Raw genomic sequence first — 25,605 nt, forward strand, 5'->3', positions numbered from 1 at the left:
AGAACGGTCGGCCGGCACTCGCGGCAGCGGTCGTCCGGGTCCTGGGACCGGAAGGCGCGCTCGCAGCCGTCGCAGGTTCGGAGCGGAAGAACTGCCTTGGCGACAGGACCCGGCGGGAGCGGGGGCGGACGAGAGGTGAGTGGGCGGCGCAAGCGGGTGGAGTTCGCGGACGGCAATGCGTACGTCCTCGGCGCGCGGGTCGCAATCCGAGTGCCCCGGGCATAAGGCAGGGACGCCCGCCGGTTCCTGTCGGCAGGTGAGGGAGCGCGGCCACCGGCGGCTCAGCCCCGCCGCTCACCCGGGCCCGGGCAGCGGGGCGGCCGTGCTCCCGCAGGAAGCGCGGCCGGCGCGCTGTCCGGCCGCGCAGGTGCCTCAGTCAGCCGAGATGCCAGAGCGCGGCGCCCGCGAGCACCATCACCAGGCCTGCGAAGGCCATGAACGCCCCCATCAGCCGTTGGTACCACGGCTGAGCCCACATCGAGGGCGACCTGTCCAGCTGCCCCAGCTGCGCCCCGCCCAGCTGGTAGCGCTGCCTGATGTTCTCGGCCCGCCGTGTAGCGATGCCCCGCACATTGAACGCCCAGCTCGCACCGCACCACACGGCGATCAGGCCGCCCAGCACCATGACGGCGATGAACACCGGCGACGGCGCATGCGTCCCGGCCGCCCGAGCGGGGCCGAATCCAGCGTGATCCGCCAGCGTCTCAAGCTTCACTTGATTCCGTTCCCATACTGATTCGTGGACCATTTCACGGGGCGGTAAAATGTGATTTCCGAGCCATTTACCCACCGATTTGCACATCTATCCTCTTACTACTGACCGTCAACGAAGGATCAGATCAAGTCTGATCAGATGACGTCGAGCCCCACGGGATGAACTCCATGAGCCAGCTGGGCAAGTCCTCCGGGTCGGGCCGTTCCGGAGCCGGATGAATCCCGATCCCGAGACTTTTCTCCGTGTCGACACGCCCATCCGACCAACTCAACCATTCTCCAATGAATGAGCCGACATTCCACGCCATGGCCAATGCGGGACGGGCTTGTGGCACGCCGAACCAGAAGCTGCTGATTGCGGCGGCTCGTTCAATGCCATCTTCCAAGGACGGTCTGGAACCCGACGCCAACCCTGCGGATACCGCAAACCCAGAATACGGGTCGCCCGCGAGTAGCGGGGCGCAGTTTCGCAAGATGATTTCCAGCAGCTCATCGGGAACTTTCCGCGCCTGCCGCTCCAGCCTCTCAATCAAGTCTGGAAAGATCTCCGAGCCGACACCCGGACCGCTCGGACGCACCTCAATGTCCTGCAACAGTTCTTGCGATGCACAAGAAGTCGATACCGCCTGAATATAGGCCAATCCGCGGAGCGATTGCCATCTACACATGAGGTCGAGGCGGGAAATCGCGGAATGGCGACCACCGAACCTCACCGGCCATTCGGCGGCTCGCAGCTCCACCCCATAAGACCTCAATTCCGCCGGGACTGGATTCGGGTAGATAAGTCGCTCACCACCGACGCGCGACACAGATTCGTACCCCGGATATCTTCCCGACGTCACGGTGCGCGCCTCCAGTTGGGTGTCTCGCCGTTTGAATACTTGAAGATGTCGGTTTCGGGAATATGGTACGAGTGAATCATACTCGGACCGCGAATAATGACCACAGGATCTCCGTTCGCATCACGAATACTCCTGTCGATGATGATCTCCTTTTGGGTTCTGGTGTCGATGTAGTCAGCCGGCGTGTCCCGCTTGCCCATCAAATATTTTTCCAGCTTGACGTCATCGTCCCCAATCCCGGCCAGGTAATGATTGACCTTGCCTCCCTCAGCTTCCCTGAGCTGGTGGTCAACTCCTTGGAGTACGCGATTGTCGTAGGGAGCGAGACCGAGTGGATCAACCCATGAGTGAGGGTTATGCGTATAGGTGGCGGGGTTGGGGGCGGGGGTGAGGCCGAGAGGATCCGGCGACAGGTACCGCCCGGTTTCCGGGTCGTAGTAGCGGAAGTGGTTGTAATTCAGGCCCGTTTCGGAGTCGGCGTACTGGCCCGGGAAGCGGAGAGGGCAGTCCACGGGCGCCGCGTCCGTCGGGGCGGGGAAGGCCGTGCCCCAGAGGGCTGTGCGGCGTTGCCAGGTCAATTCGCCGTCGGGGCCGATCAGTTCGGCGGGGGTACCTACCGCGTCCGTGATGACGGCGTGGAAGCGGGTGCCGTAGTCGGCCGACGTGTCCTCCGCCAGCTTCGAGAGCAGGGATCCGCCCGGCTCCCGGACCAGGGGCTTGTGGTCGGTCTGGGTGAGGGGGCGATGGCTGCCCGGGGCGTAGTCCCAGGTGGTGACCCTGCCGTCGGGCGCCATCTGCTCCGCCAGGCGGGTGTCGTCCCAGCTGAAGTCCGTGCGCTCGGCGGCCGAGCCGTCGTCCGCCAGGCGCTGCTTGGATATTCGGCGGCCCAGCGGGTCGTACGTGTACCGCCAGCGCTCGCCGCCCGGAGTCACCGCCTCGACCAGGCGGTCCTCGGCATTCCAGGCGTACGTCCAGGAGAGTCGCTGCCCGTTGAGGAGCTTGCGGGTTCTGCGGATCAGGCGGCCCTGCGCGTCATGGTCGTACGAAGTGCGGCCCGCGCGACGGATGAGGGTGCCCTCGAATTCGCGGTCGCCCGGGGCCTCGTGCGCGGGGGCCGTGGCGTGCGCCAGGTTGCCCGCCGCGTCGTAGGCGTATGTCTCGGTCCAGCCGTGCGCCCGTACGCCCGTGACCCGGCCCATGCGGTCGAGGTCGAAACGGCGGGTGCCGGAGGTCAGTTCGCGGATCTCGGTGAGGTAGCCATCCTCGCGGTAGGCGTAGGCGCGGTGCTGGAGGAGCCGGTCCGCGTCCTCCGAGCGCGCCGTCAGGGACTGGGTGGCGAGGCGGTCGGTGACATCCCAGGCCTGGCTGAGGGCGACGACTTCCCCGAGGCGGCGTTCCGTCTCGCGGCCCGCGGCGTCGTGCGTGAAGGTCAGCTCACCCGCGTCGGAGCGGAGTTCCGTCGGGCGGCCTGCCGGGTCGTAGGACCACCCCGAGCTCAGCCCGGACGGAGTGACCCTCAGGGTCCGGCGACCCAGAACGTCGTACGCGTAGCTGGTCGTACGGCCGTTGACGGTTTCCGTGAGCGTACGGCCCAGCACGTCGCGGTCTATGGCGACCTCGGCGTCCGCATTGGCCGTGTGGGTCAGATGGCCCGTCGTGCCGTATGCGTACGTGGTGATGCCGCCCGATTCGGTCCGCTGCTCCGTCACGCGGCCGAGCACGTCCCGGGTGAAGCGCAGCGTCTCGCCCGCGCCATTCGTACGCGACACCAGACCGCCCGCCGCATCATTCGTGTACGTCAGCGTCCGGCCGTTGAAGTCGGTCTCCGCGACCAGACGGCCCGCCTGGTCGTACGTATACGACCAGGTCAGCCCCTGCGGGTTGGTGACCCCCGTCAGCCGCATCTCGGTGTCATAGGCAAAGGCGTACGTCGTGCCGTCCGGGTCGATCCGGGTGGCCGGGACGTCGAAGTGCGTGGCGGTGTGGCGGGTGACATTGCCCGCGGGATCGGTGTGGGAGCGGAGGTTGCCCTCTCCGTCCCAGGTCCAGGACTCCCGGGCGCCGTCCGCGTACTGGCGCCACTTCGGCTTGCCTTCGGTCGTCCAGCCCATGCGGGTGACATGACCCAGCGGGTCGGTCACCTCCATGACCCGGCCGAAGGTGTCCCTGCGCACCTCCGTCACATGCCCGACCTCGTCGGTTACGGCGATCGGCAGTCCGGCCGCGTTCGACGTGACGGTGCGCGTATGGCCCAGGGCGTCGGTGATCGCTGACAGCCGGCCCAACTCGTCGTAGTCGCACCGCGTTTCGGCACCGACGGGGTCGATCGTGCTGAGCAGGTTGCCCAGTTCGTCGTACGTGTGGCGCCAGGTCGCACCGCCGGGCTCGACGACCTCCGTGGGGTGGCCGAGCGTGTTGTACGTGGCTCGGGCAAGGGACTCGTCCGGCAGGGTTACCGCGGTGAGGTTGCCCGCCTCGTCGTATGCGTAGCGCGTCGTGCGGCCCAGCGGATCCGTGACCGAGAGCGGCCTGTCGCCCCTCTCGTGCCACTCGGTGCGCGTCGTGTGGCCGAGCGGGTCGGTCTCCTCGACGACCTGGCCCTCGGAGTTGTGGCGATGCGTGGACCGCCGGCCGAGCGAGTCGGTGTACGTGGTCGTGCGCGACTCGTCGTCGTAGGCGAGGGCCCCGGAAAGGAAGCCGTCGCTGCCCTCGGTGCGCTCGACGCGGCCACGGGCGTCGTAGAAGTACGCGAACGACGTGCCGTTGCGGTCCGTCCAGGAAGTGACCCGGCCCTCCGCGTCGTAGGTGAAACGCAATGGTTCGCCACTGGAGTTGATGATCTCGGTGAGGTTGCCCGCCGCGTCGTACCCGTAGCGCATCACGACCGTACCGCCGCGGTCGTGCAGTGTCGGCTCGTACCGTGACGGGGTCTCGTCGAGCAGGCGCAGGGCGGTGATGCGCGGGCCCTGGGTGTCGACGGCGAGGTAGTAGCCGCCGGAGTGGCGCAGCGCGGTGGGGATGCCGTCGGCAGTGCGTTCGACGTCGATGCGCGCGCCGTTGCGGTCGTGCCAGCTGTCCACGGGGAGGTGGACCGTTCCGAGCGTGTCCGAGGGAACGGGACTGCTGAAGCTTCGTACGACCCCGGAGTCCGGGTCGGTGATGGTCATGACACCGTCGGGCTTGCCGTCCCACTCCAACGGCCACATGGCGCCCTTCGCCGGGAGGACGGGTTCACTCACCCGAGGCACCGGATAGACAAGGCGCATGCCGTCCGCGGCGGCGAACACGACGCCCTCGGCGTCGAGTTGGATGCACTCGTCGAGGTTGGAGACCCAGGTGGGCCCGAAGGACATTCCCCCGCGGTACGTGGACAGGTGGGTGCGCTCAAAAACCAGTGGGAGGCTCGCCGGCAGCGTGAGATCGGTCTGCGTCATCAGCATGGCGCCGGTCGCCACGTCGATCGGTTCCCCGACGCACGGCGTCCTCCTGGCCGGGCGGGCCGCAGGTCCGAGTTCGACCAGGTCGGGCCGCAGAGTCGGCGGCCGCAGCATCAGCGGCACCTCGTTGAATTTCCCGAACAGGCTCCCCTCGACGCCGGCCTTGGCCACACCGCCCCCCGCGCCGAACGCCCCGCCGTAGATCATGCCGTCCTTCGCCGCGGCATTGATCTCGTCCAGGCTGAAGCCCGTCTGCAACCCCGTGGCGATCTTCAGCGGCTGGGCGACGGCGAGGTCGACGGCCACCGACTCCACGCCACCGAAGGCCGCGGCGACCAGCGTGCCCGCGGCGATTTCCGCGACCGTGGCCGTGACGGCGATGCCCAGAGTGCCGGCGAGTTCGAGGACGGCTTCGGCGGCTACGGCCGCGGCGCCCGCCGATATGCCCGCCGTGAACCAGGCGAGCCCGAGGCCTGCCACGATGATGGTGGCGTCGATGGCCAGCTCTGTCCGAAGCTTGTTGATGGCGTCATCGACGGCGCCGGCAAGCTTGTCCAGCACCTCCGCCATCTTGCGGGCCGCCTTCGCCATGTCACTGAGCCAGCCCGCGTCCTTCCCCTTGGCGTAGCGCCCCCAGAACACCTCGAACGCGTCGATCGCCTCACCCTTGTTGTTGTGGATGAGCGATGTGGCCGCGTTGTTGACCGGGGTCCGTACGTCGTCGACGGCACCGGCGAAGGTCCGCCAGGCGTCGGCGGCCTTGCGCAGGGCGCCGGGATCGGCGTCGGGCCACCACATGCCGAGCTTGAGCAGGATCTCCTTGGCCTCGTCCTCGACGTTCACTTGGCGTCCTCGCCGTCGATCTTCGCCTTCGCCTTGGTGAACATCCCGACGATCAAACGCTCGTTGTCGACATGCCCGTCCGCCATGTCCGACATCGCCTCATGAATGCTGGTCAGTCCGAGGACGAGGATGCCGGCGGCCCGCTCGATGGCCTTCTGCTGAGGGTGGTAGCCGTCGTAGAACTTCTTGCCCGGCTCGTCGTCTCCCCAGGGCGCACCGAGCCCGTCCAGGGTGGTGACCAGCGTCGTCAAGGCCGTACTGAGGTTCTTGGCCTGCTCGTGGAAGACCGGCGCCGTCAACTTGATGTCGGCCGTGTTGATTTCCAGGACTTTGCCGTCGCCCTTGCCATCGCCCATGCGAAGCACCCCCGTTGTCTTCACGCGCTGCAAACCCCGACCCTAGAAGAGCGTGATCAAGATTTGCCCATGCGATGACCATGCCAGGGCAATGGATGACACAAATTGCGCGAACACGCGTGCGGCGTGCGGCCTTTCAGCCCTCAGCCGCCGCGCGGCCCGTCAGCGTCGCCAGACTGTTGCGGATGTGCGCCATATGCGCGTCCATCTCCTCGCGGGACCTGTCGTGCTCGCGCAGCACCCGCTCCGTCTCGCGCGCGATCCGCTCCTCGCGGGCCCTGGCCTCGGCGATCAGCGCGGCGGCTCGCGCCTCCGCGTCCTCCTGGCCGGGGCGGGTGTTCTCGTCCGCCTCGGCGAGGGTGCGCTCGGCCTCGGCGAGCCCGGCCTCGGCATAAGCGGCGAGCTCGGCGTGGCGGGCATTCAACTCGGCCTCGTGGTACGCGAGTTCGCGCTCCATCGCCTCCCGGCGCTCGGCCTGGTCCCGCTCCAGGTCGGCCAGCATGCCTTCGCAGCGGCGGCGCGTCTCCTTCCAGGCGGCCACGACCTCGCCACGCCGCTCCTTCACCTCGAGGCGGGCCTCGATACGCGCCTCGTCGGCCGCGGTCTGCGCGGCGAGCGAGATCTGCTGAACGCGCGCCTCGGTCTCCGCCCGGAGCTCCTCGGCGTACACACGCGCCTCCTCGTACATCTGGCGAGCGCCCTCGTCGGCGGCGTTCCAGATGGCCTGGGCCTCGTCCCGCGTCGCGGCCAGCAGCTGCTCGGCCTCCTCAACGGTCAACGCCAGCAGGTACTGGGCGCGACTGCCGAGACTTTCGTACGTCTGCGGTGGGAGCGCCTTGACGACCTCGCGCAGGGCGACGGCCTCCGCCTCCATCTCCCTGGCGAGGACGGTGAGACGCGCGGCACGCTCCCAGGCGTCGTCGCGGTCCTGGGACAGGGCGGTGACGCAGGCGTCGGTCTTCCCCATGTGGTAGCCACGGCCCCGTACGGCGACGAAGCCGTGAGGTGACACCGATGCAGCACTCATCCTTCAAGCCTCTCCGACGCACAACGCAATTGGCGCACATCCTGCCGGATCCGAGCTAAGTGGCCATAACGCGACACTTTACCCATCGGCACCGGTCAAGGATGCGCCATTCGGCGAAAGAAGCCGGAACCGGACAAGCGGCGGCGCACCCGGCCCGCCATTGCCCCTCCGTACTTCCTCAGCCCCTCCTGCCAACCCGTCCCCGGCGCCTGAGTGAGCGTGATGTCCGTGAAGATCTGGTGAACACCGTCTCGGTGTGTTGGCGGACGACCGCGGCGGACGACTGCGGCAGGCAGGTCGGCAGACAAGAAGGCGCCCGGCCTGTGTCGCACAGGCCGGGCGCCCCTCATCCATACCGTCGCCTTACAGCAGTCCGTCCCACATCTGCTCGAGCAGCACCGACCACCAGCTCTCCGGCGACGCCAGCGCCGCCGGGTCCAGGGCCGCGAGCTGTGCCTGGAAATCGACCGTCCAGCGGCCTGCCTGCTCCGGGTTGAGGTTGAAGCGCAGCCGCCACATCCGGCCGAGCAGAGCCAGACACCGTACGAACTCCGGCAGGCCGCTGTTCACGAACTGCGGCGCCACCGGCTGGCCGCCCGGGCCCGCCTCCACCGGTACCGCCACTATGTGCGCCGTGCCGTACTGGACACAGATCGCCCGGCCGAAGTCGCTGCCCACCACCAGGTACGAGCCCGCGTCCGCCGCCGGCTGCAGCTGACGCTGCGCCGCGAGCTCCGCCAGCGTAGGGACGACCGGCTGGGCCGGCTGCGCCCAGAAGAACGGGTTGAAGTCGCCCGGCAGACCCGCCCAGACCAGGGTGGCCGCCACGATCTCCGGTACGCCCTGACGCGAGACGGCCCGCTGGTCGAACCGGCAGATGCCCTGCGGGCCGAACGCGGCCACCAGCTCCTGCGCGATCCCTTCCGGAGGGATCGGCGGGGCCGGCGGCAGCTGCGGCAGCGGGGCCCGGACCGGCGCGGGGCGCGCCGGACCGTCCGCGACCTGATGCAACTCCCCCTGGTGGGTGAGCAGATGCTGCATGCCCTGCTGCCGGCTGGCGTGATCCCTGCCGTACGGCGCGACGGATGTGATCCGCACCTGTGGCCAGGTTTCCCGGATCATCCGGGCGCAGTAGCCGCCGGGCAGCTCGCACGACTCCAGCTCTGTGTGGAGCTCGAGCACCTGCTGCGGCGGCACGTTCATGGCGCGCAGCTCGTGCAGGATCTGCCACTCCGGGTGCGGAGTTCCCGGCGCCGAGCGGCGGATCAACTGGGCCTCGGAACCGTCGGGCGCGCGGTAGCGCAGTACGGCCTGGTAGCCGGGGCCGACAGTCGGCATACCGCTGGGCTGCTGCGGATATCCGTACGCGGGCGGCGGGCCACCCGGCAGCGGTGCATGCGGTACGGAACCGGGCGGCGCGCCGTGAGGTGCACCGGGCGGCTGAGGCGCGCCCGGCCCCATCTGTGCGGGTCCGGCCAGCATCGTCGCGGCATGGTGGGCACCGCCACCCGGCGGACCGGGCGGTGTCGGAGCACCGGGCACACCCGGAGGACCGGGCGGCTGCGGGACCCCGGGCGCACCCGGAGCCCCCGGAGGACCGGGCGGCTGAGGCGCGCCCGGACCCATCTGCGCGGGTCCGGCCAGCATCGTCGCCGCATGGTGCACACCGCCACCCGGCGGACCGGGCGGTGTCGGAGCACCGGGCGGCTGCGGGCCCTCCTGACCGAGCTGCGAGACGAGCTGCGTCGGCAGATATCCGCCCGCCGGAGCACCGGGCGCACCCGGACCCGACGGCGGCGGCGTCGCTCCCGGCCGCACACCCGGAGTACCGGGAGCACCGGGCGGCGGCGGAGTCGTGGGGCCGCTGCCGCGCGAGGCGCGCGGCGGTACGACCGCCTTGCTCGTCGCCGCGTCGGCGATGTCACCGGCCCCCGGGCTCGGGCGTGCGGGCGCACCGGGCGGCGGCGACTGCGGAGTCCGGGGTGACTGGAGCGAATACGGATCTTGTGGCGTCTGAGGGGTCTGGGGCGTCTGGGGCCCGCCGGGCTGCGGGTTCAGCGCCGGGGCGACGGCGGTCCGCGGCAGCTGGCTGCCGCCCGACATCAGCGCGGTGGGCGCATCCGCACCGGTGACAGGCGTCCGGGCGTCATCGTCGTCGGTCCCGGAGATCGGCGGCGCGAACACCGTGGCCGGCAACGGGACGGACGCATCCTCGGAGCCGGCGCTGGTGTCCGTCCACGGAGTCGCTCCGGACGGTGTGGCGGGCACACCCTCGGAAGCCGTCGGCTCGTAGTCGCCGCCACCACCGGCGCTGGGCCACACGGACCCACCCTGCGAGGCATTGCCACCGGAGGAGCCGGCCTCGGGCCATGCCGAGCCCGGCGCGGACGAACTTCCGCCCGCCTGCGAGGCGTTGCTGTCCTGCGGCGGTGACCCGGGGGCGGACCAGTCGGCCCCCGCCGACGGCGGGCGGGCAGCCGCAGCCGCGGGCTCCGGCGACCCAGAAGGCGCACTGGAAGACGGCCCCGAATGTGAAGGCGGCCCCGAAGGCATGCCCGAATCCGCGCCGGGCGCCGCACCCGAAGCGCGCTCCGGCGACCTGCGGTCCGGGATCCCGATCTTGTCCGCCGCCTCCTGGAGCCACTCCGGCGGGCTCAACAGGAACGACGTCTGATTCAGGTCGATACGCTGCGGCGGCTCCGGCGCCGCCGCGGTCTCATCCTGTATCCCGTACTCCTCCTCGTACCGGCGGATCACCTCACCCACCGGCAGTCCCGGCCACAGCGTCGCCTCACCGCTGTCCCGGGCGATCACCAGCCGCTGCTGCCCGCCGTCCGAACGGACCCCGCCCTCGCGGTCCTCCGCCCAGACCACGAAGCCCAGCTCGAACTCCCTTACCCGCACCTCGCGGTGCTGGTACGCGGGCACATCGCCGTTGACCCACTCTTCCGCGCGCTCCTGCGCCTGCGCGAAGGTCACCATCGGACCGTCACCCCTCGTCCGAGATCGGGACGGCGCTGCTGAAGCCGCCGTCCACCATCAGGTTCGCCACGGTCTCCAGCTCCGGCGGATTGCCCGCCAGACGCTGCAGAAAACCGTCGAAGTCGTCGCCGCACGGCAGCAGCAGCCGCTCCATGCGCTCCTGCACACTCCAGCCGTCCTGGTCCCGCGCGTCGTCGTACGCGCAGAACCAGACCGAGCCCGTTGCCGAGCCCCTGACCTTCACCGCCAGAATCCCGCCCTGGACGAACGCAACTCCCAAGTAATCCTTGGTCAGATGGTCCCGCAGGCACTTGTTGACGTACAGCAGGTCATTGACCGCGGCCTCGTCCCGCACCGTGAAGAACGGCTGGTCGACCAGCAGCCCAAGTTCGGCGTCGAGCGCCACCCCGACCGGGGCGCAGCCGCCAGCGGCCTTCAGGAAGGAGCGGTACGCCCCCGGCAGCCGGTAGCCCAGATCCTCCTCGACGCTCAGCAGTTGCTGCTCGGTCACCGACACCACGCCCTTCGGCAGACCGAAGTGCGCGGGCCGGGTCTCCTGCAGCGGACGCGTACCCCGCTTGCTCTGGTCGACCGGCGTCGTCGCGAGACCTCCGTGGTGCCGCAGCAACGCCTTCACCTCGACCGGGACCAGCTCCATCCGACGGGTGCCCGGCACGTGGTGCCAGGTCCAGCCGTGTGGAGTGGCCACCGAAGGAATCGTGTCCCACAGCGCATGGCCGTCGGCGTGCAGCGCCGCATTCGCCGATACGTAATCGGTCAGCCGCAGCTCGTCCACGCCGAAGCCCTCCGGGGGCTCCGCGATCTCGGCGGCGGCACGCGCGTACGGCGAGAAGACCGGATAGCCGTTGTCGTCCACCCGCACACCCCTGGGGTGGCGGGAGGCCCGGACCGGGTCCGGAAAGTTCACGACTTGCCCGGCGTAGGCCGCATTCGGTGGCGCGGTTTGTCCCCCGGTCCGGGGGCCGGGAGGTGCCCCCAGCCCTTGCCGACCTGTCGTCATGGCGGTATGCCCCCTGCTGCGTTCCGGCTGGTTCAGGACAGCCTATGCGGTGGTGCAATAGGGAAGACCGACGCTCCGCTTCCATCACGAAGGGTCACGTTCGGGTGACCGAACGGCGAAGCGGCGACACGTTTCAGTGCCCCAGCTTCCACACCCCCCTTCCCATTTGGCAGGCTGTCCCGCAACTCGGGGGAGTGCAGGGAGGGAACGAGCGCACCATGCACACAGCGCAACCAAGTACTTCAGGTGATCCGCGCCTCAGTTGGAGCAGCACGGACACCGGTCGCCCGCCCGCACTGGGTCACCGACGCGACGGGATTCTGCCCGCCGTGGCGGCGGCACTCTCCGTACGCGGCGAGACCCTCACCTGCACCGCGGGCAAGGCCGATCAGCCACCCGTACTCCACGCGCTCGTACAGGATTTCCTCGACACCCTCACCAGCGGCCAGCGCGAACGCTTCACCGGCCGCTGCCCCGAGGCGATCCTGCTCTCGCGCCATCTCTCCGCCGCCGAGGCTCAACGCTCGAAACGGGCCCAGCGCAAACCGCTGACCCACAGCGAGGCGAAGCGGACACTCAAACAGGCGAAACTGACGGCACGTCGTATCCGCGAGGACGGCGATCCGCTGCACGGCAGTTACGCACCGCCCTGCCGTTCCTGTGCGGCGATGCTCGACCATTTCGGCGTACGTCCCGTCGACCCGACCGCGACCGAGAACGGCTGACCCCGCACCAATGCCCGACCACCTCAGCACCACCCGGTTCCCGGTCGCCGTCGACGCCGCCCTGCGCGACGCGGGCTGGCAGCCCGGCCGTTGGGACATCAAGCAGGCCGAGCACTGGGCCGACACCCTGCGCTCGTACGCCTCGCCCGCGGGCCACCGGCACGCGGTCTCCCCGGCGGCCGTCGAGGCCTGGGCGGAGTTCGGCGGACTGCGCGTGACGGCGCCGGGTCCTGGGCGGCAGACGGCGCCCACACCGATGCACTTCGACCCGCTCGCCGGGCTCCACCTCGCACGCACTCTCGCGGACCTGGGGCGCGCGCTCGACACGGAGATCTCGCCGCTCGGGGAGGAGGGCGACAGCCAGGCCGTACTCGCCATCGATGCCGAGGGCCGGGTCTACAGCCTCGATCACACCGGTGACTGGTACCTCGGGCCGGACATCGACCAGGCGCTGGCCACCATGGTCACGGGCATCCAGCCGGCCCGACTGACGCTGGGCTGAGCGACCGCGGCGAACGGCCACCGAGCGCGCCGCCGCGAGACCCGCCGGCCCGGACCGAGCCGGAGCCCCATCCGGACCTGGACCCGGACCTGGACCCGGACCTGGACCCCGGACCTGGACCCCGGACCTGGACCCGGACCGGAACCCGAGCCCTCCCGGCCCCCGCCCCCTCAGACCTGCTCGGCGTGCCCGTCCCGGTCCGGCAGCACCGCCGACACCCGGAAACCGCCCGCGTCCGTCGGCCCCGACACAAACACCCCGCCGAGCGCCAGCACCCGCTCCCGCATCCCCACCAGGCCGTTGCCGCCGCTCGGCAACCCCGCGGCGGCGGAAGTACCGCTCGCGTCCGGTGCGCCGTTCTCCACCTGCATCGCGACCTCGGCACCGCGGTGCGCGAGCCGCACCATCACCTTCGCGCCGGCCGCGTGCTTGTGGACGTTCGTCAGGGCCTCCTGGACCACCCGGTACGCGGTCTGCTCGACCTCCGGCGCGTACTCCCGCGCCTCGCCCTGCACCGCGAGTTCCACGACCATCCCCGCCTGCCGGGACTGCCCGACCAGACCCTCGAGGTCCGCGAGAGACGGCCCGTCGTCGGCCGCAGCCGCCGCAGCCGCCGCAGCCGCCGCAGCGACCGCTGCCAACGGCACCGGAGTCACCACCCGCTGTTCGTTCTCCCCGGCCCGCAGTACGCCGAGCATCTCCCGCAGCTCGGTGAGCGCCTGCCGCCCCATGTCCCCCACCAGCGCGGCGTTCTTCACGGCCTTCTGCGGATCCTTCAGCGCGACCGCCTGCAGGGCCGCCGCATGCACCACCATCAGGCTCACCCGGTGTGCCACGACGTCGTGCATCTCCCGCGCGATCCGGGTCCGCTCCTCGGTACGCGCCCACTCCGCCCGCTGCTCGGCCCGGTCGGCCAGCAGCGACAGCTCCTGCTCCAGGCTGACCGCGCGCTCCCTGAGGCTCTCCATCAGCCGCCGCCTGGCCCCTATGTAGAGGCCGAAAAGCACGGGCGGCGCGGTCAGCCCGAGCGCCATGAAGCCGGCCACCGTCGGTACGTACCAGGCTCCGGGCTCCGGATCGAAGTCCGCGGACGACACGTCCTGCCGTACGCGTACGAACGTCACGATCAGGGTCGCCGCCAGCGACATCCCGGCGAGCGTTGCGGTGATCCGGCGCGGCACTTCGGAGGCGGCGAGCGAATAGAGCCCGACCACGCCCATCAGATAGCCCATCTCGGCGGGCGTGGTCGCGATCGACACCAGCACCACGGCGATCGGCCAGCGCCGCCGCAACACCAGCACGGACCCGACGATCAGCCCGAACAGCACTCCGACGGGTACGGGAATCGCGGCCTTGTCGGCGAACCCCACACCCTCCAGAGCGCACTCGAGGGCCGAGACGAGTCCCAGCCCCACATCCAAGGCGGCACTGCGCCGCCGTCCCCACCACAGCCAGCTACGGGTGGTCGCGCCCGTGCCGTCCTGGTGTGCCCCCGTTACGGTCATGTCCTCCAGCCTACGGGCGGGCGCGAGTCATTTTCCTGGGAGTGCGACAGCACGGAACGAGTTCGAACACGCACGAAACAGCCCGTGATCGCACGATCCGGTGAATCGAGCGGACTTTCGACCCGGACGTCCGCATTCCGGACGACGCTCGCCGTATGACAGAGATCCACGGCAAGTACGCCGACTTCGAGGGCCTCCGCGAGCAGGCGATCGCGCTGCGACGGGAAGGCCTCAGCCGCCGCCAGATCCGCGACCGGCTCTTCGTCGACAACAACGACATCCTCAACAGGCTGCTGGAGGGCGAGCCTCCACCGGAATGGACGAAGCGGCCGAACGCGAAGGACGACCTGCGGGAGAAGGCGCGGGAGCTGCGGCTGCAGGGCATGACGTACGACCGGATACAGGTGGAGCTGGGGTGCTCGAAGAGTTCGATCTCGCTCTGGGTACGGGATCTGCCGAAGCCGGAGCGTCGGCGCACCCGCGAAGAAGCCTCGGCGATCGCCGGGCGCGGCTGGGAAGCCACCCTCCGGCGACGCGAGACGGAGCGGCAGCAGACCAAGAAGGTAGCGACGGACGACATCGGCGAGATGTCCGACCGGGAGCTCTTCCTGCTCGGCGTCGGCCTCTATTGGGCCGAGGGATCCAAAGCCAAAGAGCACCGCCGGCAAGAGAGGGTCACCTTCATCAACAGCGACCCCCACATGATCAAGGTGTACCTGGCATGGCTCCGCCTGCTGGGCGTGAGCGCGGATCGCCTGCGCTTTCACGTACACATCCATGAATCCGCCAACGTGGCAGGCGCAGAGCGCTACTGGGCAGAACTCACCGGCGCAGACACTGCCGCGTTCGGCAAGACGTCGCTCAAGAAGCACAATCCGAAGACCCAGCGCAAAAACGTTGGCGAGGAGTATCGAGGCTGCCTCGTCGTGCGGGTTCTGCAGAGTGCGGACCTGTACCGTCGCGTCGAGGGCTGGTGGTGCGGCATAGTAGTGGCTGCCCTTGCACCCGATCATCAAAATCGGACATAGGGCGCAATCTATCCCGGGTCGTCTAAAGGCAGGACAAATGGTTTTGGTCCATTGAATGAGGGTTCGATTCCTTCCCCGGGAGCCACAAGTGCGGGTCCTGACCTCGACGGTCAGGACCCGCACTTATTTCGCCCCCGAAACCCCCCGGTATCCTTCGGATGTCCACCACCCGAAGCCGAAGGGCATTCACGTGAGCGCCAACCGCCCGGCAGCCGTCGTCGTCCTCGCAGCGGGTGAGGGCACCCGCATGAAGTCGAAGACCCCCAAGGTCCTGCACGAAATCTGCGGGCGCTCGCTCGTCGGACATGTCGTCTCCGCGGCCCGCGAGCTGGATCCCGAGCATCTCGTCGTCGTTGTCGGCCATGCGAGTGAGCAGGTCAAGGGCCATCTGACCGAGCAGTACGCCGGCACCCGCACCGCCTACCAGGCCGAGCAGAACGGCACCGGGCACGCCGTCCGGATGGCGCTCGAGGAGCTCGGCCAGACCCCCGAGGGCACCGTCGTCGTCGTATGCGGCGACACTCCCCTGCTCTCCGGCGAGACCCTGACCGCGCTCGCCGCCACGCACGCCGCCGACGGCAATGCCGTCACCGTGCTCACGGCCGAGGTCCCCGACTCGACCGGCTACGGCCGCATCGTGCGCGACAGCGCCACCGGCGCCGTCACCACGATCGTCGAGCACAAGGACGCCACCGACGACCAGCGCACGATCCGGGAGATCAACTCCGGCGTCTTCGCCTTCGACGGGCAGCTCCTCGCGGACGCGCTCGGCAAGGTGCGTACGGACAACAGCCAGGGCGAGGAGTACCTCACCGATGTGCTGGGGATACTGCGCGAGGCCGGTCACCGGGTCGGCGCGTCCGTCGCCGGCGACCACCGGGAGATCCTCGGCATCAACAACCGCGTACAGCTGGCCGAGGCGCGCAAGCTGCTCAATGAGCGACTCCTCGAGCGGGCGATGATGGCCGGTGTCACGGTCGTCGACCCCGGGTCCGTGCTCGTGGATGTGACGGTGACGTTCGAGCGGGACGCGATCGTGCACCCCGGTACGCAGCTTCTGGGCGCCTCGCATCTCGCCGAGGGCGCCGAGGTCGGCCCCAACTCCCGGCTGAAGGACACGGTCGTCGGCGCGGGCGCCCGGGTGGACAACACCGTCGCGGACTCCGCGGTGGTCGGCGAGCGGGCGTCGGTCGGCCCGTACGCGTATCTCAGGCCCGGCACCAAGCTCGGCGTGAAGGCCAAGGCCGGTACGTACGTGGAGATGAAGAACGCCACGATCGGCGAGGGCACCAAGGTGCCGCACCTTTCCTATGTCGGTGACGCGACGATCGGCGAGTACACGAACATCGGCGCCGCGAGCGTCTTCGTGAACTACGACGGCGAGGCCAAGCACCACACCACGATCGGATCGCACTGCAAGACCGGCTCGGACAACATGTTTGTGGCTCCCGTCACCATCGGGGACGGCGCGTACACCGCGGCGGGTTCGGTCATCACCAAGGATGTGCCTGCCGGTTCGCTCGCCGTCGCCCGCGGCCAGCAGCGGAATATCGAGGGCTGGGTGGCCCGCAAGCGCCCCGGCAGTGCATCCGCCCAGGCAGCTCAAGTGGCAACGAAACACGTCGCCGAGGGGAACTGACCGGAAACAGGTGCGTCCAACTCGGCGTACCGTGATACGTGCACGCAAATTCGGCTGGCTCGCGATCAGTACGCCCGTGGCCAGAGAACACGTCTGAGGAGACAGTGCTGTGACCGGGATCAAGACGACCGGCGAGAAGAAGCTGATGCTCTTCTCCGGCCGCGCCCACCCCGAGCTGGCCGAGGAGGTCGCACATCAGCTGGGTGTCGGCCTGGTGCCGACGAAGGCTTTCGACTTCGCGAACGGCGAGATCTACGTCCGCTTCCAGGAGTCGGCCCGTGGTGCCGACTGCTTCCTGATGCAGAGCCACACGGCTCCCATCAACAAGTGGATCATGGAACAACTGATCATGCTCGATGCTCTGAAGCGAGCCTCGGCCCGGAGCATCACCGTGATCATCCCGTCGTACGGCTACGCCCGGCAGGACAAGAAGCACCGCGGCCGTGAGCCGATCTCGGCCCGGCTGGTCGCCGACCTGCTGAAGACCGCGGGCGCTCACCGCATCCTCACGGTCGATCTGCACACCGACCAGATCCAGGGCTTCTTCGACGGCCCGGTGGACCACCTCTCCGCGCTGCCGGTGCTCGCCGACTACGTGGGCGCGAAGGTGGACCGCAGCAAGCTCACCGTCGTCTCCCCCGACGCCGGCCGCGTGCGCGTCGCCGACCGCTGGTGCGACCGCCTCGACGCCCCGCTGGCGATCGTCCACAAGCGTCGCGACAAGGACGTCGCCAACCAGGTGACCGTGCACGAGGTCGTGGGTGAGGTCAAGGGCCGCGTATGCGTGCTCGTCGACGACATGATCGACACCGGTGGCACGATCTGCGCCGCGGCGGACGCGCTCTTCACGCACGGCGCGGAGGACGTCATCGTCACGGCGACGCACGGCATCCTGTCCGGACCCGCGGCGGACCGTCTGAAGAACTCCAAGGTGAGCGAGTTCGTCTTCACGAACACGCTGCCCGACCCGGGCGACCTGGAGCTCGACAAGATCACGGTGCTGTCGATCGCGCCGACGATCGCGCGCGCGGTGCGTGAGGTGTTCGAGGACGGTTCGGTGACGAGCCTCTTCGAGGAGCAGGGCTGAGTGCATGACGAGAACGGGCCGCTCCCGCTCGGGGGCGGCCCGTTCTTCATGCCTGCCCGCGGTCTCACGCCCTCGTTCTCACGCCCGCGGCCTGCGGTCTCGTGCCTGCCGCCTCATGCCTGCCGCCTCATGCCCGCCGCCTCATGTCCGCGCCGCATCGGCCTTGATCGATTGGGTGACTCGGGGGGCTCCGAGTAGACTGTGCGGGTTGCTCGGCGAGGGAGGCCGTACTCATGGGTACGGCGGTCCGTTATCGACGCGCTCTTCGTAGCAGGCCTGTCGTGGCCGGGTGACCTCCACCAGATCTGTCTGCAATACGAGGAGTGCACATGTCCGAGGTGAAGCTCGCCGCCGAGCCCCGTTCCGAGTTCGGCAAGGGTGCTGCCCGTCGCATCCGCCGCGACCACAAGGTTCCCGGCGTTCTCTACGGCCACGGTTCCGACCCGATCCACATCACGCTGCCGGGCCACGAGCTGCAGCTCGCCCTGCGCACCTCGAACGTTCTGCTCTCCCTGGACATCGAGGGCAAGAACGAGCTCGCCATCCCGAAGTCGGTGCAGCGCGACCCGCTGAAGGGCTCCATCGAGCACGTCGACCTGCTCCTCGTGACGCGCGGCGAGAAGGTCAACGTCGAGATCCCCGTCCACACCGAGGGTGAGCTGGCCCCGGGTGGCTTCCTGCTCGAGCACGTGCTGAAGGCCCTGCCGGTCGAGGCCGAGGCCACGCACATCCCCGAGTCCGTCACGGTCTCCGTCGCGGGCCTCGCGGCCGGTGACTCGATCCTCGCCAAGGACATCCCGCTGCCCTCCGGCACGACCCTGGCCGTCGAGGACGACACCGTCGTCCTGCAGATCCTGGCGTCGCAGGCCGAGGAGCCGAGCGCCGAGGCCGAGGGCGAGGGCGAAGAGGCCGCCGAGGCCTGAGCCGTACCTTCTGTTCGGCTTGGCTGAACGGGGTGGCGGGCTGCGGCCCGCCACCCCGTTTTCCTGTATCTGTTTCTGTACCCGTACCTGTTCGTATGCCGTATGCGAGGAGACGCAGCGCAGATGTCCGACGCGAACGCCCCCTGGCTCATCGTGGGGCTCGGCAACCCCGGGCCCGACTACGCCGCGAACCGGCACAACGTCGGGTTCATGGTCGCCGACCTTCTCGCCGAGCGCATGGGCGGCAAGTTCAAGCGTGCGCAGAAGGCGCAGGCGCAGCTCGTCGAGGGCCGGATCGGCGCGCCGGGTCCGAGTGGGTGCCGGGTCGTGCTGGCCAAGCCCATGTCGTACATGAATCTCTCCGGTGGCCCGGTCACCTCGCTGCGCGACTTCTACAAGGTGCCGACCGCCAATATCGTCGCGATCCACGACGAGCTGGACATCGACTACGGCATGCTGCGGCTGAAGCTCGGTGGCGGTGACAACGGGCACAACGGTCTGAAGTCGATGACCAAGTCGATGGGCGCGGACTATCACCGGGTGCGGTTCGGGATCGGCCGTCCGCCGGGCCGGATGCAGGTGGCGGACTTTGTGCTCAAGGACTTCTCGTCCACGGAGCGCAAGGAGCTCGGGTATCTCGTGGACCGCACGGCGGATGCGGTGGAGTGTCTGGTGACCGAGGGCCTGGAGCGGGCTCAAAGTACGTACAACTCCTGATAAAACCAGGCGGCAAGTTGACCGAGCGCGCTTGCATGGCCAAGGATCGCCGCCCATGCACCTCACTTCCAGGGGACACTCCCGAAGCGCCGGGACTCGCATGCTCCTTTACGGCCGGCGGGCCGCCATGTCCTGTGTCGCCGCGCTGCTGCTTGCCGCCGGCGTCTGGTCGTCCTGGGGCACGGCCCAGCACGTACTGCTGGCCAAGGGCCGTGAACACGGCACCCTGAAGATCGCCAGCTGCGGCGAGGAGACCTGCACGGGCCCGTACGAGCCCGAGGACACGGCCGCTCCCCGCTCCCATGTGACCATCGACAAATCGGTCGCCGTGCGCAAGGGCGCGAAGCTCGCGGTCGTGGTGAAGCCCGGCACGGACGAGGCGGTACGGACGGGTACGGCGGGCGCCCTGTACGCCTGGCTGCCGCTCGGCGGCGCGCTGGTCCTGGCCGGCCTGGTGATCGGCGGCGGACTCCGGCTGACGCGCCTGGCCTGGGCCACGGCGGCGGCGGGCGGGGCGCTGCTGATGGGTGCGTTCTTCGCGCTCTGAAGGCCCCGACCGCCGTACCGGAACGTCACATTCACCTGATCGTTATCCGGGACTATTGGGACAAGTGGCAGTGCTTGGGACGGATGCGTCACGAGGTATCTTGACCGGCTCGCGGGTTCACAGGACGCTGAGCCGCCCCCCACGGCATCCGTCCTCTCTCACGTTGGACTGCCCATGCGCACTCTCACGTCCTCCGGCGCACTGGTGGCGGCAGCGGCGCTCTCGCTGCTGACTGCTCCTTCCGCGCTAGCCACCCCTCCCGGCGACAACGGCACCGTGAAAATCCACGACGCCACGACCGGTGACGAACTCCGCAAGAACGAGCCGCACGTCTGCTCCTTCTATCTCGACGCCTTCGGGTTCGACGCCGGTCAGCAGGTCGACTGGCACATCGAGGCCTGGGCCCCGACCGCCGATGTCAAGGGCGAGACGGTCCAGTCCGGTTCGCTGACACTCGACGGCGACGGCCACGGCAGGTCCACGGATCTGGGCCTGCCCGACGGCCACTACAAGCTGTTCTGGAACTTCGACGGCGAGCACGGCCGGGCCAAGCACAAGGTCTTCTGGACCGACTGCGCGGGCGAGGACTCGAAGCCGGACGACAAGCCGAGCGCCACGGCGAGCGACAAGCCGGGCGAGCAGCCGAGCCGGCAGCCGAGCGAGCAGCCGTCCACGCCGGCCGCGACCGCGGCAGGCGAGTCGAGGCCGAGCACGGCCCCGAGCGCCGACGGCACCTCCGGCGACCTCGCCGAGACCGGCAACGGCGCGCCCGTCGGCATGCTCGCGGCGCTCGCGGCCGCGCTGGTCACGGGCGGCGGCTATCTGCTGGCCCGTCGCCGCTCTGCCCAGCGGCACTGAGAAAGCCCTGAGGAGCACGGAGAAAGGTGTCCCCGCCGGAACTCCGGCGGGGACACCCCGCATCCCGGACCGGCGACTTGTCCGGCAGCCGGTGCGGGGCGCAACCCCCGGGCGTGACGGCTGCCCCGCGCCGGATGGCGCGGGGCAGCCGTCAGGCATCGGACCTCGGGCGTCAGCCCGTGTTGCGCAGGCCCGCCGCCACACCGTTCACCGTCAGGAGCAGCGCCCTGGCCAGCAGCGGGTCCGGCTCCTCGCCGAGCTCCGCCGACGCGCGCTGGCGGGCCAGCAGCGAGACCTGGAGGTAGGAGATCGGGTCCAGGTACGCGTCCCGGATGCCGAACGTCTGCTGCAGCGCGGGGTTGGAGTCGAGCAGCCGCTCGCCGCCCGTGATCCGCAGGACCTCCCGTACCGTCAGCGCGTGCTCCGCCTCGATCGTGGCAAAGACATGCTTCAGGTGCTCGGGCACGAGCGTGTCGACGTAGTGGCGGGCGATCCGCAGATCGGTCTTCGCCAGTGTCATCTCGACATTGGCGAGGAAGTTGCGGAAGAAGTGCCACTGCTCGTGCATCTCGTCCAGGACCGTGTCCAGGCCCGCCTCGCGCAGTGCCTTCAGCCCCGACCCGACGCCGAACCAGCCCGGCACGATCTGCCGCGACTGCGTCCAGCCGAAGACCCACGGGATGGCGCGGAGGCCGTCGAGACCCGCGCCCGAGTCCGGCCGGCGGGACGGGCGCGAGCCCAGGTGGAGGTCGGCCAGCTGGTCCACCGGGGTGGCCGCGAAGAAGTACGCGGGCAGGTCGGGGTCCTCGACCAGACGCCGGTACGCCGCGTGCGCGGCATCCGACACCGTGTCCATCGCCGCGTCCCAGCGCGCCAGCGCCTCGTCGGACTGGCGCGGCGCCGTGTGCAGCGCCGAGGCCTGCAGCGTGGCCGCGACCGTCAGCTCCAGGTTCTCCCTGGCCAGCGACGGGATCAGATACTTGTCGGAGATGACTTCGCCCTGCTCGGTCACCTTGATCTCGCCCTCGAGCGTGCCCCACGGCTGGGCGAGGATCGCGTCGTGGGAGGGGCCGCCGCCGCGGCCGACCGTGCCACCGCGGCCATGGAAGAGCCGCAGCCGCACACCGTACCGGTGCGCCACATCGCGCAGCCGCCGCTGCGCCCGGTGGATCTCCCACTGCGACGTCGTGATGCCGCCGAACTTGGACGAGTCGGAGTACCCGAGCATGACCTCCTGGACGTCGCCCCTGAGCGAGACGAGCCGGCGGTACGAGGGGTCGGCGAGCATGGCGTCGAGGATGACGTCCGCGGCCTTCAGCTCGTCCGTCGTCTCGAGCAGCGGCACGATGCCGATCCTGGCCCAGCCCGCGTGCAGATCGATCAGACCGGCTTCGCGCGCCAGCACCGCCGCCGCGAAGACGTCGTCCGCGCCCTGGCACATCGAGATGATGTACGACTCGATGACCTCCGGCCCGAAGCGCTCGAAGGCCTCCCTGACGGTGTGGAAGACCCCCAGGGTCTTCTCGCCGGCGGCATCCAGCGGCGCGGGCGTCGGGGCCAGCGGTCGCCGCGAGCGCAGTTCCTTCGCCAGCAGCTTCTGCCGGTAGTCGCGCGGCATGTCGGCGTACCGCCAGGACTCCTCGCCGAGCCGGTCGAAGAGCTGCCCGAGCGCGTGGTGGTGTGCGTCGGCGTGCTCGCGTACGTCCATCGTCGCGAGCTGCAGCCCGAAGGCCGCGAGGGTGCGGATCGTACGGTCCAGCACGCCGTCGGCGAAGAGGCCGCCGCGGTGTGCGCGCAGCGACGTCTGGATCAGGGTGAGGTCGTGCAGCAGCTCGGCGGTGCCGAGGTAGTCGCGGCCCGCCTCGTGGGGCGTGCCCTTGGCGAGCCGCTCGCGGGTGTTGACGAGCTTCTGCCGGATGCAGGTGGCCTTGAGGCGGTACGGCTCCTCGGCGTTGAGCCGCTTGTAGCGGGGGCTGATCTCGGGCAGCCGCTCCAGATCCGTCTGCAGCGACGTCAGCAGCTCCTCCGTCGCGCCCGCGTAGCGGATGGAGTTGGAGAGCAGCCCGCGCAGATGGTCGATGACCACGATCGCGTCCGTGATGCCGTGCTCGTGCTGGAGGATCAGCACCTCCCAGGTCACCGCGGGGGTGACATTGGGGTTGCCGTCGCGGTCGCCGCCGATCCAGGTGCCGAAGGTCAACGGCCTGGTGCCCGCGGGCAGTTCGACGCCGACCCGCTCCAGCTCGGCGGCCAGGTCCTCCAGCACGTCGCCGACGGCGCCCGAGTGCAGCTCGTCGAGGTAGTAGATGGCGTTGCGCGCCTCGTCGGCCGGCTCGGGCCGCACCACACGCAGCTCGTCGGTCTGCCAGATGAGGTCGATGTTCTCGGCCAGCCGCAGATCGTGCCGGCGCCGGTCGGCAGCGATGACCGGGGTCTCGAGCAGCTCGGCGATACGGCGCAGCTTGTTCAGTACGGAACGCCGCGCCGCCTCGGTCGGGTGCGCGGTGAACACGGGCCGGACGTTCAGATTCCTGACGGTCTCGCGCAGGTGTTCGGGGTCGGCGTCCTTGAGCATGTCCGCGGTACGGGACAGCAGCCCCCCCTCGGCGGCCCGCCGCTCGCGCATCTCATGGCCGCGGTGCACCTGCTCGGTGACATTGGCCAGATGGAAGTAGATGGAGAAGGCGCGCACCAGCTTGGCCGCGGTGTCAAGGTCGGTGTCGCCGAGCAGCTCGGCTGCGGCCTCACCGTCGCTGCGCGTCAGGGCGCGGACCCGCTCGACGAGCTCGAGGAGCTCGGGGCCCTCCTGCCGGACGAGGGTCTCGCCCAGCAGATCGCCCAGTCGGCGGATGTCGGCACGCAGCTCGGCGCTGGCGGTGGGGGTCTGGTCGGCACTGCTCACAGGTGCGGCTCCTTGCAGTGTTTGAGCACGTCTGGAGGGGTCTGGAGGCTGCGGACCGCGCTGTCCGACGACACCCAGGATAGGTGTCCATTTCCCTGACGTTATCCACAGGTCTCTTGCCGACGGGCCGCGCCCTGCCATACTTACGATGGCGTAGGTTACGCACCCGTAGCCTCACTCTTCCGCCCCCACCTCTCACCCCACAGGGGACCCCCATGGCCACAAGCCCGGATCTGCTGGACGACGCCCCCAAGCCGACGGCAGCCGACGACCTCCCCTTCGCCACGCTGGGCGGGGACAAAAAGCGGTCGCTCGAGCAGATCGCCCTGCTGCTGTTCATCACGGTGCCCTTTGTCGCACTGCTCGCCGCTGTGCCACTGGCCTGGGGCTGGGGTATGAGCTGGCTCGATATCGGCCTGCTGGTGGCGATGTACTACATCGGCTGCCACGGCATCACGATCGGCTTCCACCGTTATTTCACCCACGGCTCCTTCAAGGCGAAGCGTCCTCTCCGGATCGCTCTCGCGGTCATGGGTTCGCTGGCGGTCGAAGGCCCGCTGGTCCGCTGGGTGGCGGACCACCGCAAGCACCACAAGTTCTCCGACGCCGAGGGCGACCCGCACTCGCCGTGGCGCTTCGGAGAGACCGTGCCGGCGCTGATGAAGGGCCTGTGGTGGGCGCACATCGCCTGGATGTTCGACGAGGAGCGCACGCCCCAGCACAAGTACGCGCCTGATCTGATCAAGGACCCCGCGCTCCGTCGCATCTCCCGCGACTTCCTCTACTGGACGATCCTCTCCCTCGCGATCCCGCCCCTGGTCGGCGGCCTGGTCACGATGTCCTGGTGGGGTGCGTTCACGGCCTTCTTCTGGGGTTCCCTGGTCCGTGTCTGCCTGCTCCACCACGTCACCTGGTCGATCAACTCCATCTGCCACGCGGTCGGCAAGCGCCCCTTCAAGTCCCGCGACCGCTCGGGCAACGTGTGGTGGCTGGCGGTGCTGTCCTGCGGAGAGTCCTGGCACAACCTGCACCACGCCGAGCCGACGAGCGCGCGCCACGGCGTGCTGCGCGGCCAGATCGACTCCAGCGCCCGGCTGATCCGCTGGTTCGAGCAGCTGGGCTGGGCGTACGACGTGCGCTGGCCGGATGCGTCACGTATCGACGCCCGGCGCCAGAACGACTCCGCCGAGGCGGCATGATTGAGCACGTGGCGATCGACGGCGGTACCAGCAGTACGGACAAGAACCGGCCCTCGGGGAGTCGGCGCGCCCGCCGCGTCCGCATGACGGGGGCGGAACGCCGGGAACAGCTGTTGGACATCGGCCGTAGCCTCTTCGCCGAGAAGGGCTTCGAGGGCACCTCGGTCGAGGAGATCGCCGCGAAGGCCGGCGTCTCCAAGCCGGTGGTGTACGAGCACTTCGGCGGCAAGGAGGGCCTCTACGCCGTCGTGGTCGACCGCGAGATGCGCCAGCTGCTGGACATGGTGACGAGCGCGCTGACCGCGGGGCACCCGCGCGAGCTGCTGGAACAGGCCGCCTTCGCGCTGCTCGACTACATCGAGACGTACACGGACGGTTTCCGCATCCTGGTGCGCGATTCCCCGGTCGCTCAGTCGACCGGTACGTTCGCGTCGCTGATCAGCGATATCGCGACCCAGGTCGAGGACATTCTGGGTCTGGAATTCAAGGCCCGCGGGTTCGATCCGAAGCTCGCGCCTCTCTATGCGCAGGCGCTCGTCGGCATGGTCGCGCTGACGGGCCAGTGGTGGGTGGACGCCCGCCGCCCGAAGAAGGCGGAGGTCGCGGCGCATCTGGTGAATCTGGCCTGGCACGGTCTGGGCAGCCTGGAGGCGAAGCCGCGGTTGATAGGGCACCGCAAGAACTGAGCCGCGCCGAAAATGAAGCGCGCCGGGACTGAGCCGCGCCGGCTCCGGCTCGGCCCCGGAGCGAG

At 69.5% G+C, this 25,605-nt stretch carries 20 protein-coding genes and 1 tRNA gene; 12 read left to right on the forward strand and 9 right to left on the reverse strand.

Going from position 1 to position 25,605, the window contains the following annotated elements:
- Positions 1-376 precede the first annotated feature (376 nt).
- From OG966_RS16520 to OG966_RS16550, 7 genes are all read right to left on the reverse strand, one after another.
- The gene (locus tag OG966_RS16520) at positions 377-715 is read right to left on the reverse strand and encodes a hypothetical protein (protein WP_326650415.1); all 339 of its coding nucleotides are present in this window, start codon (positions 713-715) and stop codon (positions 377-379) included.
- Positions 716-839: 124 nt separating this feature from the next.
- Positions 840-1,454 (reverse strand): hypothetical protein, encoded by a 615-nt coding sequence (locus OG966_RS16525; protein WP_326650417.1) that lies wholly within the window; start codon positions 1,452-1,454, stop codon positions 840-842.
- A gap of 98 nt (positions 1,455-1,552) precedes the next feature.
- Positions 1,553-5,836: an RHS repeat-associated core domain-containing protein gene (locus OG966_RS16530; protein WP_326650419.1), complete on the reverse strand. Its 4,284-nt coding sequence runs from the start codon at positions 5,834-5,836 to the stop codon at positions 1,553-1,555.
- Positions 5,833-6,192 (reverse strand): hypothetical protein, encoded by a 360-nt coding sequence (locus OG966_RS16535; protein WP_326650420.1) that lies wholly within the window; start codon positions 6,190-6,192, stop codon positions 5,833-5,835. The genes OG966_RS16530 and OG966_RS16535 overlap by 4 nt, the downstream gene beginning before the upstream one ends.
- A gap of 136 nt (positions 6,193-6,328) precedes the next feature.
- The gene (locus tag OG966_RS16540; RefSeq protein WP_326650421.1) at positions 6,329-7,219 is read right to left on the reverse strand and encodes a cellulose-binding protein; all 891 of its coding nucleotides are present in this window, start codon (positions 7,217-7,219) and stop codon (positions 6,329-6,331) included.
- A 363-nt stretch (positions 7,220-7,582) separates the two neighbouring features.
- Positions 7,583-10,201, reverse strand: a complete 2,619-nt coding sequence (locus tag OG966_RS16545) for an SUKH-4 family immunity protein (RefSeq protein ID WP_326650422.1) — start codon at positions 10,199-10,201, stop codon at positions 7,583-7,585.
- A gap of 7 nt (positions 10,202-10,208) precedes the next feature.
- Positions 10,209-11,222, reverse strand: a complete 1,014-nt coding sequence (locus tag OG966_RS16550) for an SMI1/KNR4 family protein (protein WP_326650423.1) — start codon at positions 11,220-11,222, stop codon at positions 10,209-10,211.
- 218 nt (positions 11,223-11,440) lie between these two features.
- On the opposite strand from OG966_RS16550, the gene OG966_RS16555 reads away from it, so the two are divergent.
- Positions 11,441-11,947, forward strand: coding sequence for a YwqJ-related putative deaminase (locus tag OG966_RS16555; RefSeq protein WP_326650424.1), 507 nt, complete (start codon positions 11,441-11,443; stop codon positions 11,945-11,947).
- 10 nt (positions 11,948-11,957) lie between these two features.
- Positions 11,958-12,449, forward strand: coding sequence for an SUKH-3 domain-containing protein (locus tag OG966_RS16560; RefSeq protein WP_326650426.1), 492 nt, complete (start codon positions 11,958-11,960; stop codon positions 12,447-12,449).
- A gap of 170 nt (positions 12,450-12,619) precedes the next feature.
- Here OG966_RS16560 and OG966_RS16565 read toward each other — a convergent pair whose 3' ends face one another.
- Entirely contained in the window at positions 12,620-13,954 is a 1,335-nt protein-coding gene (locus tag OG966_RS16565; RefSeq protein ID WP_326650428.1) for a sensor histidine kinase, read from the reverse strand.
- 155 nt (positions 13,955-14,109) lie between these two features.
- On the opposite strand from OG966_RS16565, the gene OG966_RS16570 reads away from it, so the two are divergent.
- The 8 genes from OG966_RS16570 to OG966_RS16605 all read left to right on the forward strand — a co-directional run bounded on the left by OG966_RS16570 (position 14,110) and on the right by OG966_RS16605 (position 20,753).
- A complete protein-coding gene (locus OG966_RS16570; RefSeq protein WP_326650430.1) occupies positions 14,110-14,982 on the forward strand; it encodes a hypothetical protein in 873 nt (290 codons plus the stop codon).
- A gap of 11 nt (positions 14,983-14,993) precedes the next feature.
- Positions 14,994-15,067: transfer RNA gene (locus OG966_RS16575), tRNA-Gln, on the forward strand.
- 105 nt (positions 15,068-15,172) lie between these two features.
- Complete coding sequence (glmU, locus tag OG966_RS16580; protein WP_326650431.1) at positions 15,173-16,621, forward strand: bifunctional UDP-N-acetylglucosamine diphosphorylase/glucosamine-1-phosphate N-acetyltransferase GlmU; 1,449 nt, start codon at positions 15,173-15,175, stop codon at positions 16,619-16,621.
- Positions 16,622-16,730: 109 nt separating this feature from the next.
- Positions 16,731-17,708 (forward strand): ribose-phosphate diphosphokinase, encoded by a 978-nt coding sequence (locus tag OG966_RS16585; RefSeq protein WP_326650432.1) that lies wholly within the window; start codon positions 16,731-16,733, stop codon positions 17,706-17,708.
- 329 nt (positions 17,709-18,037) lie between these two features.
- Positions 18,038-18,631, forward strand: a complete 594-nt coding sequence (locus OG966_RS16590; RefSeq protein WP_326650433.1) for a 50S ribosomal protein L25/general stress protein Ctc — start codon at positions 18,038-18,040, stop codon at positions 18,629-18,631.
- 123 nt (positions 18,632-18,754) lie between these two features.
- Positions 18,755-19,348, forward strand: a complete 594-nt coding sequence (gene pth / locus OG966_RS16595) for an aminoacyl-tRNA hydrolase (RefSeq protein ID WP_326650434.1) — start codon at positions 18,755-18,757, stop codon at positions 19,346-19,348.
- A gap of 55 nt (positions 19,349-19,403) precedes the next feature.
- The gene (locus tag OG966_RS16600) at positions 19,404-19,895 is read left to right on the forward strand and encodes a hypothetical protein (protein WP_326650435.1); all 492 of its coding nucleotides are present in this window, start codon (positions 19,404-19,406) and stop codon (positions 19,893-19,895) included.
- Between the two features lie 174 nt (positions 19,896-20,069).
- Positions 20,070-20,753 carry an LPXTG cell wall anchor domain-containing protein gene (locus OG966_RS16605; protein WP_326650436.1) on the forward strand — a complete coding sequence of 228 codons (684 nt, stop codon included), beginning with the start codon at positions 20,070-20,072 and terminating at the stop codon, positions 20,751-20,753.
- 172 nt (positions 20,754-20,925) lie between these two features.
- On the opposite strand, the gene ppc is transcribed toward OG966_RS16605, so the two are convergent.
- A complete protein-coding gene (gene ppc / locus OG966_RS16610) occupies positions 20,926-23,655 on the reverse strand; it encodes a phosphoenolpyruvate carboxylase (protein WP_326650438.1) in 2,730 nt (909 codons plus the stop codon).
- A gap of 215 nt (positions 23,656-23,870) precedes the next feature.
- Here ppc and OG966_RS16615 point away from each other — a divergent pair, with 215 nt between their 5' ends.
- Entirely contained in the window at positions 23,871-24,854 is a 984-nt protein-coding gene (locus tag OG966_RS16615; RefSeq protein ID WP_326650439.1) for an acyl-CoA desaturase, read from the forward strand.
- The gene (locus OG966_RS16620) at positions 24,851-25,540 is read left to right on the forward strand and encodes a TetR/AcrR family transcriptional regulator (protein WP_326650441.1); all 690 of its coding nucleotides are present in this window, start codon (positions 24,851-24,853) and stop codon (positions 25,538-25,540) included. Before OG966_RS16615 ends, OG966_RS16620 begins: the two co-directional genes overlap by 4 nt.
- The last annotated feature ends 65 nt before the right edge of the window (positions 25,541-25,605 follow it).

Origin of the sequence: Streptomyces sp. NBC_01750 (genome assembly GCF_035918095.1) — a bacterium.
In the GTDB taxonomy this organism is placed as follows: domain Bacteria; phylum Actinomycetota; class Actinomycetes; order Streptomycetales; family Streptomycetaceae; genus Streptomyces.

What these genes read in the sequence shown, in the direction of transcription:
- OG966_RS16535 (WP_326650420.1), bottom strand. Translation starts at nt 6,192, where the DNA reads ATGGGCGATGGCAAGGGCGACGGCAAAGTCCTGGAAATCAACACGGCC.
- OG966_RS16590 (WP_326650433.1), top strand. Translation starts at nt 18,038, where the DNA reads ATGTCCGAGGTGAAGCTCGCCGCCGAGCCCCGTTCCGAGTTCGGCAAG.
- OG966_RS16555 (WP_326650424.1), top strand. Translation starts at nt 11,441, where the DNA reads ATGCACACAGCGCAACCAAGTACTTCAGGTGATCCGCGCCTCAGTTGG.
- OG966_RS16605 (WP_326650436.1), top strand. Translation starts at nt 20,070, where the DNA reads ATGCGCACTCTCACGTCCTCCGGCGCACTGGTGGCGGCAGCGGCGCTC.
- OG966_RS16540 (WP_326650421.1), bottom strand. Translation starts at nt 7,219, where the DNA reads ATGAGTGCTGCATCGGTGTCACCTCACGGCTTCGTCGCCGTACGGGGC.
- OG966_RS16560 (WP_326650426.1), top strand. Translation starts at nt 11,958, where the DNA reads ATGCCCGACCACCTCAGCACCACCCGGTTCCCGGTCGCCGTCGACGCC.
- OG966_RS16565 (WP_326650428.1), bottom strand. Translation starts at nt 13,954, where the DNA reads ATGACCGTAACGGGGGCACACCAGGACGGCACGGGCGCGACCACCCGT.
- OG966_RS16570 (WP_326650430.1), top strand. Translation starts at nt 14,110, where the DNA reads ATGACAGAGATCCACGGCAAGTACGCCGACTTCGAGGGCCTCCGCGAG.
- OG966_RS16620 (WP_326650441.1), top strand. Translation starts at nt 24,851, where the DNA reads ATGATTGAGCACGTGGCGATCGACGGCGGTACCAGCAGTACGGACAAG.
- OG966_RS16600 (WP_326650435.1), top strand. Translation starts at nt 19,404, where the DNA reads ATGCACCTCACTTCCAGGGGACACTCCCGAAGCGCCGGGACTCGCATG.
- OG966_RS16550 (WP_326650423.1), bottom strand. Translation starts at nt 11,222, where the DNA reads ATGACGACAGGTCGGCAAGGGCTGGGGGCACCTCCCGGCCCCCGGACC.
- OG966_RS16615 (WP_326650439.1), top strand. Translation starts at nt 23,871, where the DNA reads ATGGCCACAAGCCCGGATCTGCTGGACGACGCCCCCAAGCCGACGGCA.
- pth (WP_326650434.1), top strand. Translation starts at nt 18,755, where the DNA reads ATGTCCGACGCGAACGCCCCCTGGCTCATCGTGGGGCTCGGCAACCCC.
- OG966_RS16545 (WP_326650422.1), bottom strand. Translation starts at nt 10,201, where the DNA reads ATGGTGACCTTCGCGCAGGCGCAGGAGCGCGCGGAAGAGTGGGTCAAC.